The following is a 9,388-nucleotide window of genomic DNA, read 5'->3' as shown; positions in this document are numbered from 1 at the left end:
TCTAATAGAATCTGTAATTATTTGTAAGCAGTCAACCGGCAGTTGCCAGCTTTTACTCACTGTATCTTTTACAGTATCCCCAAAGTGTTACATGAAGTTATTGGTTTCTTTTTTCTCTTCGTATACATCACTAAAACATTCCTCTTTCAATTCCTGTCTTAGCCCGTTACGCTACATGATTTTCTCTATTTCTCTTAAAGAACTTTATCGCCGCCCTGTCTCAGTTTGGCTTATCTTATTTTCACTATTGCAGTGAAGATATTTCAGTTTGTGGTGATCTTAAAATCGCTTTAAGACCCTTGTGTTTTGTTCTGCTTTCCTTTCGTTCCGGCTACCCTTCTTTCGTTGTGGTGGCCTTCCCGTCGGAAGCGGCTGCAAAGGTAGAAACTTTTATTTATTCTGCAAACTTTATTTTTTTATTTTTTCAGCTTGCTTTTTTCTACCTCTCCGCTTCTCTTTCCCTCTTTTCTCTCTCGCCGGAAGCGGCTGCAAAGGTAGAAACTTTTATCTGTTTCGCAAACTTTATTTTTTTAATTTTTTAGCCCGCTTTTTTACCCCTTTTTAACCCTTTAATGAACATCCCGCTTTCCTTATTTGCGGGCTGCAAAGGTACGTTTCTTTTTCTCCTACACAAATCATTCGCACCTTTTTCTCCGCTTTCATCGCAACTGCCTTGTTTTCAAGATGAAAAAATCACAAGCAAACTCAAACATTTAGCGACTTAAGTTGATTATGGCCGTCGGCAGCTATAAATAGCCATTTATAAAAAAGTATTGTATTAATCTGCAAACTAAGTAACACTCCATTTGCAAGCAGATATAGCTATATTATATATAGTACATCTCCCATAATGCTGCTTACAATTATTAAAGTACAGCACACTCTATTATATATAGTATATATACACTGTTTTACTACCTATATATACTATATACTACACTTAGCAGTTATTTGCCTATATATAATATATAAACAGGTGTTTTGAGGTATATAGTTAAAAGATGTTAAAAGCATACTGTATATGTAAGGCAAGCCAATTAAGCGTTATATATTTAACCACTAAATAAATAATTGACTGATTTATAATATTCAACTATCTTTGCAAAATGTTTAAAAAACAACTATCGTTATTCTCGGGCTTGCTTATTGTTTTAATTGTTGCTTTTACGGGTTGTAAAAGCAAATTTGAAAAGCTTAAAGCAAGTAATGATAACGCAAGGAAATATAAGGAAGCCATAAGGTACTATAACAAAAAGGATTATGGTAAGGCGCTTGAATTGTTCGAAATTCTGGTACCGCGCTACCGTGGCCAGGAACAGGCGGAGGATCTTTACTATTATTACGCTTATACCAACTATAAGATGAGGGATTATACATCTGCAAGGTATCACTTTAAAACCTTCGCGGATACTTACCCATCGAGTACACGATCTGAAGAGTGCCGTTTTATGGCTGCTTACTGTTATTATCTTGATTCGCCGATATTCTCGCTCGATCAGGAAAACACCAGCAAGGCTATTGAGGCGCTGCAATTGTTCATCAACCTTTATCCTAAGAGCGACCGTGTGGCAGAGGCCAGTAAGCTGATCCAAAACCTGCGCGATAAGCTGGAAGATAAATCATACGCTAACTCTAAGCTGTATTTAACTATAGGCGATTACCAGGCGGCCGTTATTTCTTTCAATAACACCCTGCGCGATTACCCGGATACTAAATATGCCGAAGAGATTGAATACCTTATTGTAAAGGCGCAGTACCTGTTTGCTAACAACAGTTACGAAACCAAACAGGAAGAGCGTTATACATCGGCCATTGAATTTGCCGATGAGTTTATTGAAAAATTTGCACAAAGCAAGTACATTAAAACTGTACAAGATTATAAGAAAGATAGCGAAGCCGGTATAGTACATGCCAAAAACTGGATGACACAGGCTACCTTAAACATGAAAGCAGCTAAAAAGGCGGCAGAAAAAGATTCGGTAAACAGCCAATCTACACCGCCGTCAGTAAAAGATAAAAATCCCGAATTAGTAAATTAACATAAGATATGAGTACTAACACAAATAACAAACCCGCTGTTGCAAGCAGTACAGTAACCCGCGATTTACGTGAGCTGGATAAAGGGACTGACAATATTTACGAGTCACTTGTAATTATGTCAAAAAGGGCAAATCAATTGTCGAACAACATAAAGGAAGAGTTACACCAAAAACTTTCTGAGTTTGCTTCATCAAACGATAACCTGGAAGAGGTATTTGAAAACCGCGAGCAAATAGAAATATCTAAATACTACGAGCGCCTGCCAAAACCATCGTTGGTTGCAGTACAGGAGTTTTTAGATGATAAGATCTATTATCGTAATCCAAGCAAAGAGCAACAATAATTTTAATTCAAAAAATTAAAATTCAAAATTCAAAAAAGGGCGTAAGCCTGCGGAGGTGCATATAATTATATGCACTTTTGTTTTTTGAATTTTTAATTTATCACCCATGCTTGAGGGCAAAAAAGTTGTTTTAGGTGTATGCGGAAGTATTGCGGCTTATAAGGCGGCAATGCTGGTTAGGTTGTTGGTTAAGGCCGGTGCCAAGGTGCAGGTAGTAATGACTGCCGATGCCGCTAATTTCATTACCCCGTTAACCTTATCCACACTATCTAAAAACCCGGTTCACATTAATTACTTTAATGCGGAGAATGGTGAGTGGGACAATCATGTTGAACTTGGCCTTTGGGCCGATATTATGTTGATAGCTCCGGCATCTGCCAATACGCTGGCAAAAATGGCGAATGGCTTATGCGATAATTTGCTTTGCGCTGTTTACCTTTCGGCCAAATGCCCGGTGTATTTTGCCCCGGCCATGGATTTGGATATGTATCGCCACCCTGCCGCCGTTAATAATATTAACAGGCTGCAAGGTTATGGCAATATACTGATACCTGCCGGCAAGGGCGAACTGGCCAGCGGCTTGCATGGTGAAGGCCGTATGGCCGAACCCGAAGAGATCATTTCCCTGTTAGCTTCGGATATAAAAAAAAAACTTCTTTTAGCGGGTCATAAAATACTGGTTACAGCCGGGCCTACTTACGAGGCTATTGATCCGGTTCGCTTTATTGGCAATCATTCATCAGGTAAGATGGGCTTTGCCATTGCTGATGAACTGGCAAGCATGGGCGCTATTGTTACCCTCATCAGCGGACCATCGGCACAGCAAAGTAAACAGCCATCGGTTAAACGCATCAATGTAACTTCGGCAGCAGAAATGCTGGAGGCTTGTTTGGATAACTATCCCGATTCGAAACTTTGCATCATGAGCGCGGCCGTGGCCGATTATACCCCGGTTACCATTGCTTCGCAGAAAATAAAAAAACAGGATGACCATTTAAATATCGACCTGAAAAAGACCACCGATATATTAAAGACCCTCGGCGAACACAAACAGCCACATCAGCTGCTGATAGGTTTCGCGCTTGAAACCGAGAACGAGGAGCAATACGCTACCGAAAAACTGAAGAAGAAAAATCTCGATCTTATTATCCTTAACTCGCTTAATGATACCGGCGCCGGTTTTAAAAGTGATACCAATAAGATAACCATGATAGATAAATATTTGCAAAAGACTATATTTACGTTAAAATCAAAAACGGAAGTAGCCCGCGATATTTGTGCAAAGGTTGCCGAGTTAATAAACCAATGAAAAAACTGACACTGTATTTCGCGTTCCTGCTCATGAGCTTTACTGCTGCCGCGCAGGACCTGAATGCCCGTGTACAGGTAGTTTCCCCAAAAATACAAAGCACCAACAAGCGCATTTTAGAAGTATTAGAAACCGCCATGCGCGATTTTTTGAATGGCCGTAAATGGGCTGGCGATGTAATACTGCCGCAGGAAAAGATAGATTGCACCTTTGTACTCAACGTAACCAGTTGGGATGGGGCAAGCAATTTTAGCGGCGAGCTGCAGGTACAGGCGTCGCGCCCGGTTTATAATTCGGCTTATACTACTACCCTGCTCAACATTAACGACCGCGAATTTGATTTTACTTATACCGAAGGCCAAACCATTGACTATACCGACCAAAACTTTCAAAGCAACTTAAGCGCGGTAATGGCATTTTACGCCTACATAATTGTTGGGATGGATTATGATAGCTTCTCCCGTTTCGGCGGATCACCTTATTTCGCGGCAGCACAAAATATTGTGATCAACGCGCAGACCGCGTCTTTTAAAGGCTGGAAGGCTTTCGACAGTAACCTTAACCGGTACTGGCTGGCCGAAAATTTGAATAATAAGATCTATAATCCCCTGCGTAGTTTTGTGTATGATTATCACCGCAACGGTTTGGATGTAATGGCCGATAACGTAGCCAAAGGCCGTAAAGCTATATCATCCCTATTACCCTCTCTATCTGAAGTCGACCGCAAACGTCTCGGCTCCATGTTCCCGCTGGTATTTTACACCGCCAAAAGCAACGAACTGGTATCCATCTACAGCAAAGCCGAACCACAGGAACGCATGTCGGCCTATAATATTCTATTGCAAGCTGATCCGGGGAATGGTAATAAGTACCAGGTGTTGCAAAAGAATTAGTAGGGAATACCATACCTAATTTGTCATCTCGAAATACATCTTTGAATCAAATCATTTTTCCCCTGTCATTCTGAACATCGTGAAGAATCCTCTTCGCTATGTATAACTCACTAATAGATGCTTCGTACCTCAGCATGACAGGGTTTAATTATGCTCCATCTATTTAAATCTCAAAAATATTTTCCAAAACATTTGCATATACGAATTCCATCGTAGATATTTGTACGAAGAGATTCGTAATATATATGACAACCGAGATAAAAGCAACCGAGAGCGAACTGGAAATATTGCAGGTGATGTGGAAAATGGGCCAGTGTACCGTGCGCGATGTGCATGAAGAATTGGCAAAAGGCAAAGATGCCGGTTACACCACCACATTGAAACTAATGCAGATCATGAACGATAAAGGCATGGTTGAGCGCGACACTACCGCCAAAACTCATTTATACAAGGCACTGGTAACCCGCGAGCAGGCACAAAAAACCGCTTTGGATAAGATTATCTCTACCGTATTTAAAGGTTCGGCATCTGAACTGGTGATACAGGCCCTTGGTCAGCACAAAACATCAAAAGAAGAGATTGACGCTATTAAAAAGTATCTGGAACAATTCGATCAAGCTACAAAATAACCTATCATGGAAAACTTAATGCAAAACATCAGCCAGGTTTTAGGTATCACCATCATCCACTCGCTATGGCAGGGATTATTGATCTTCCTGGTGTTAAAGTTTGTACTGATGTGCGCGCCTTCGCTGTCATCGGCCAAAAAACACAATATCAGTTTTGCTGCCCTGTTTGCATTAACGGCATGGTTTATAGCTACTTTGTTTGCAGAGATTGGCAATGTAAACTGGTTTCCCGTTGAAAGTACAGCCGCTACCGGCACCGCCCTGCCCGATCTGTTGCCACACGCGGGCAATGTAGTGGAAAGCATTGATCACACTTATTATTACATGATAGAAAGCTACCTGCCATACATAGCGGTAGTTTATATTATAGGCTTTCTGTTCAATATGGTTAAGCTTACCATGGCCTGGCAAAACATCAGCCGCATTAAGCAATCGCTGATACCTGCCGATGATATAATGGAAGCGGTTAACTACTTTTCGGACAAACTGAATATTAAAAGATATGTAGCTGTTAATTACAGTCATTTGATAGATGTGCCCAGCGTTATCGGTCATTTAAAACCGATATTGTTGCTGCCGTTCTCTATCACCAACCACCTTTCAACCGATGAGGTTGAAGCCATTTTACTACACGAACTATCGCACATTAAGCGAAACGATTACCTGTTAAACTTGCTGCAGCAGTTTATTTCGGTATTGCTTTTCTTTAATCCCTTTTCGCTGCTTATTAACCGGCTTATACACCGCGAGCGCGAAAATTGCTGTGATGATTGTGTGGTGAACACAACGGGGACTCCTTTAATATATGCCCGTGCCCTTTTAAAGCTGGAAGAAACCGGCGAGAGAAATTTACAGCTGGCACTGGCTGCCACAGGTAAAAAGTATCATTTACTTAACCGAATTGAACGTATCATGAAAACGAAGAAATTAACCGTAAACGTACGCCACATAATGGCCGTAATGCTGCTTTTCGCAGCGAGCCTGGGCAGCATAGCCTGGCTGAATCCCGAAGTAAAAAGCGACAGGATAACTTTGAAAGTGGTAAATCCGCTGGCAACACACTACCTGTTTACCGACACCGTGCCTAAAAAGCAAGCGAAAACCGCCAGAAAAACGGCAGTTAAAGCAACGCCTGCGAAACGCCGTACCACTACCACAACAACCACCATTAAAAAAGGGAACAGCTGGATAACCTACAGCGATAATGTAGAGGATCCGGAAATGGAGAAACTATCGGCGCAGATGGAAAAATATGGCGAGGCTATTGAAAAGTATTACAACAACCCCCAGTTTAAAAAGCTGACCGACGAGATGGAGAAAAAAGGTGCCGATATTGAAGCCTTTTACAATCGCCCGGAAATGAAGAAACTGCAAGCCGATATGGATAAATGCAGCGAAGAATTTGATAAAAAATGGAGCAACAGCCCCGAGATGGATAAGCTGAACAAGCAAATAGAAGCATTGAGCGGCAAAATAGATAAGTATTACAACAGCCCAGAATACAAAAAGCTGGAAGCTAACTTAGATAAAGAAAGCAAACTGCTTGATAAGGCTAAATACGGTACCGACGATTACACCAAGCATTTGGAAGCTGTACGCACGCTAAGCAAAAGCGTACGTGAATATGTTAATGCCCCAGACATTAAACAGCAAAGCGACCAGATCCGCGAGTTGGGCGATCAGATGCGTGCCTATTATCAAAGCGAAGAGTATAAGAAACAACACAGCCGGTTAATAAGCCTGGGCGATAGCTTACGCAAAGTATTTAACAATCAAACTATTAAAAAGCAGCAGGAAGAGATGCGTTTGCTTGGCAATAAAATGCGTGAATTCCACAACAACCCCGAAATTAAAAAGCAACAGGCTTTATTAAGGCAGGCAGGCGAAAAAATGCGCGCTTATACTAACAGCCCGGCATATAAAAAGAGAATACAGCAATGGCGCACCAATGCTAATTTTAACGTGGACGAAAGGCCCGAGCAACCTGAACGCCCGGAACAACCCGAAAAAGCAGAACACCCCGAGCAGCCTGAACCGGCCGCCTCGCCTGATAGCGCTAACTAAGCCCCTAATGTTAATAACATAAGCCTAAGTTTATTAGCATTTAATATTAACCTTCGGCATTGAATTTGTAATTTAGTATCCTCAATAAAATAGGATACTTTTTTTATGCTTCAAAAGCTCACTATAAATAATTACGCGCTGATAGATAACCTCGAAATAGGTTTCGACGCGGGGTTAAACATACTTACAGGTGAAACCGGCGCAGGTAAATCTATCATATTGGGTGCGCTGTCGCTGATATTAGGTCAGCGTGCCGAAAGCCGTTACTTTTTTAACCAGCAAAAAAAATGTGTTATCGAGGGCTCGTTCCGCATCGGCGACTTCCATTTGCGTTCATTATTTGACGAGCACGATCTGGATTATGAGGCCGAAACCGTATTGAGGCGGGAGATCGCGGCCGATGGTAAATCGCGCGCTTTTATAAATGACACCCCGGTTAACCTTACCATATTAAAACAGATAGGCGAAAAGCTGATAGATATTCATTCGCAGCATGCCACACTGGAGATCAACGATCCGGAATTTCAGTTATTGGTGGTAGATTCCGTAGCTGGGCATACAGCGTTATTAGGCAGCTATCAAACCAAATATAAATTATACAAAAAAGAAATAGCCCGCCTTAAACAGCTTACCGACGAAAGCGAAAAGGCCAAGGCCGACCTGGATTACTTCCAGTTTCAATACGACGAGCTGGAAAAAGCCGGACTTGCCGCCGATGAGCAGGAATTATTGGAGCAGGAATTATACGCGCTCAACAATGCCGAAGAAATAAAGAGAAATTTGCTTGGTGCCAACTATCTTTTACAGGATGGTGAGGCAGCTGTGTTGAATCAGTTAAAAGATGCCGGTCAGCAGTTAGCAGCATTGGAGAAATTTAACCCGCAAATTGAAGATCTGCACCAGCGCTTGAACAGTACCATTATAGAACTGAAAGACATAGCGGCCGAGGTAGAGAATATTGAACAACGAACCCACACGAACGAGCAGCGTGCCGATGAGGTGAATACCAGGTTAAGCATTATCTATAACCTGCAAAAAAAGCACCGTGTAAATACTAATGCCGAGTTATTGCAGATTCAGGATGACCTGTCGGAAAAGATACAGCAAGCCCTGTTTAGCGACGATGCCATTGAAAAGCTGCAAAAAGAAATAGACGCGATTAAAACCGACCTGGAGCAGTTATCTGCCGAACTTTCGGCTAATCGTACCAAGGCTATACCTTCCATACAAGAACAGGTGGTAGGCTCACTTGCCGAAATGGGTATGAATAATTCGGTTTTAAAAGTGGAATTAACCCCTACAGCAGAGTTTACCAAAACCGGTACCGATGTAGTTCGCTTTTTATTCTCCGCCAATAAGGGACATTCACTGGGCGAGATGAGCAAAGTGGCTTCGGGTGGTGAGCTTTCGAGGGTGATGCTGAGCATCAAATCGCTTATTGCGGCATACACCGCGCTGCCAACCATCATTTTTGATGAAATAGATACAGGTGTATCGGGCGAGGTAGCGAATAAAGTTGGCCAAATTATGGAACGCCTCGCAAAAAACCTGCAGGTGATCACCATAACCCACCTGCCGCAAATTGCCAGCAAAGGCCAGAGCCATTATTTTGTGTATAAGGATAACCAGGCCGATGTTACCTACACCCGCATCAAACAACTCGACCAGCAGGAACGCATCCTCGAAATTGCCAAAATGCTCAGCGGCGACAAACCCGGCGAAAGCGCGTTGCAAAATGCACGGGAATTGTTAACCCCCTAACCCCCTGAAGGGGGAATTTTTGAAGTGCTTGGTTGCTCTTAGGGTGTATAGAGTCTGACAACTCCACCGTTGACCGAAAATGCGGCATCGTAAGGAACGGGTAGCACAAGCCCTGCCTAAGCACAACCTTTGTAGTTTCTTGCGCAGCCGCGACGTTATTCACTGTTGTTTGTTTTTTTAAAGCGTTCATGAGGTCGCTACGCTCAGTATCTTTTTTGGTACTTTTTTCTTTTGAGAGAAAGTGGCTGTTGCACAATATTGGCTGTTGAGGTCAATTATTATTAACTTATCAATATCCGTCCAAATGTTCAAAACGTTGTTGATGGGTGCATACTATTAAATAAAGTAA

At 42.1% G+C, this 9,388-nt stretch carries 7 protein-coding genes; all 7 read left to right on the top strand.

The window, feature by feature from the left end:
• Positions 1 to 1,106: 1,106 nt before the first annotated feature.
• Positions 1,107 to 2,039: an outer membrane protein assembly factor BamD gene (locus tag ABD894_RS28005; protein ID WP_345214416.1), complete on the top strand. Its 933-nt coding sequence runs from the start codon at positions 1,107 to 1,109 to the stop codon at positions 2,037 to 2,039.
• A gap of 8 nt (positions 2,040 to 2,047) precedes the next feature.
• Positions 2,048 to 2,383, top strand: coding sequence for a DNA-directed RNA polymerase subunit omega (locus tag ABD894_RS28000; protein ID WP_345214415.1), 336 nt, complete (start codon positions 2,048 to 2,050; stop codon positions 2,381 to 2,383).
• Between the two features lie 106 nt (positions 2,384 to 2,489).
• Positions 2,490 to 3,692, top strand: coding sequence for a bifunctional phosphopantothenoylcysteine decarboxylase/phosphopantothenate--cysteine ligase CoaBC (gene coaBC, locus ABD894_RS27995; protein WP_345214414.1), 1,203 nt, complete (start codon positions 2,490 to 2,492; stop codon positions 3,690 to 3,692).
• Positions 3,689 to 4,585 carry a type IX secretion system protein PorD gene (porD, locus tag ABD894_RS27990; RefSeq protein WP_345214413.1) on the top strand — a complete coding sequence of 299 codons (897 nt, stop codon included), beginning with the start codon at positions 3,689 to 3,691 and terminating at the stop codon, positions 4,583 to 4,585. Before coaBC ends, porD begins: the two co-directional genes overlap by 4 nt.
• Positions 4,586 to 4,830: 245 nt before the next feature.
• Positions 4,831 to 5,214 carry a BlaI/MecI/CopY family transcriptional regulator gene (locus tag ABD894_RS27985; protein ID WP_345214412.1) on the top strand — a complete coding sequence of 128 codons (384 nt, stop codon included), beginning with the start codon at positions 4,831 to 4,833 and terminating at the stop codon, positions 5,212 to 5,214.
• A gap of 6 nt (positions 5,215 to 5,220) precedes the next feature.
• Positions 5,221 to 7,278 carry a M56 family metallopeptidase gene (locus ABD894_RS27980; RefSeq protein ID WP_345214411.1) on the top strand — a complete coding sequence of 686 codons (2,058 nt, stop codon included), beginning with the start codon at positions 5,221 to 5,223 and terminating at the stop codon, positions 7,276 to 7,278.
• Between the two features lie 105 nt (positions 7,279 to 7,383).
• On the top strand, positions 7,384 to 9,039 hold the full coding sequence (gene recN / locus ABD894_RS27975) for a DNA repair protein RecN (protein ID WP_345214410.1): 1,656 nt from the start codon (positions 7,384 to 7,386) through the stop codon (positions 9,037 to 9,039).
• Positions 9,040 to 9,388 lie beyond the last annotated feature (349 nt).

Origin of the sequence: Mucilaginibacter gynuensis, assembly GCF_039541195.1 — a bacterium.
Taxonomy (GTDB): domain Bacteria; phylum Bacteroidota; class Bacteroidia; order Sphingobacteriales; family Sphingobacteriaceae; genus Mucilaginibacter; species Mucilaginibacter gynuensis.
This window is presented reverse-complemented; position numbering and strand designations above follow the sequence as displayed.

Excerpts from the sequence above, each read along its gene's own strand:
- porD (WP_345214413.1), top strand. The coding sequence starts at position 3,689 with ATGAAAAAACTGACACTGTATTTCGCGTTCCTGCTCATGAGCTTTACT.
- ABD894_RS27980 (WP_345214411.1), top strand. The coding sequence starts at position 5,221 with ATGGAAAACTTAATGCAAAACATCAGCCAGGTTTTAGGTATCACCATC.
- coaBC (WP_345214414.1), top strand. The coding sequence starts at position 2,490 with ATGCTTGAGGGCAAAAAAGTTGTTTTAGGTGTATGCGGAAGTATTGCG.
- ABD894_RS28005 (WP_345214416.1), top strand. The coding sequence starts at position 1,107 with ATGTTTAAAAAACAACTATCGTTATTCTCGGGCTTGCTTATTGTTTTA.
- recN (WP_345214410.1), top strand. The coding sequence starts at position 7,384 with ATGCTTCAAAAGCTCACTATAAATAATTACGCGCTGATAGATAACCTC.
- ABD894_RS27985 (WP_345214412.1), top strand. The coding sequence starts at position 4,831 with ATGACAACCGAGATAAAAGCAACCGAGAGCGAACTGGAAATATTGCAG.
- ABD894_RS28000 (WP_345214415.1), top strand. The coding sequence starts at position 2,048 with ATGAGTACTAACACAAATAACAAACCCGCTGTTGCAAGCAGTACAGTA.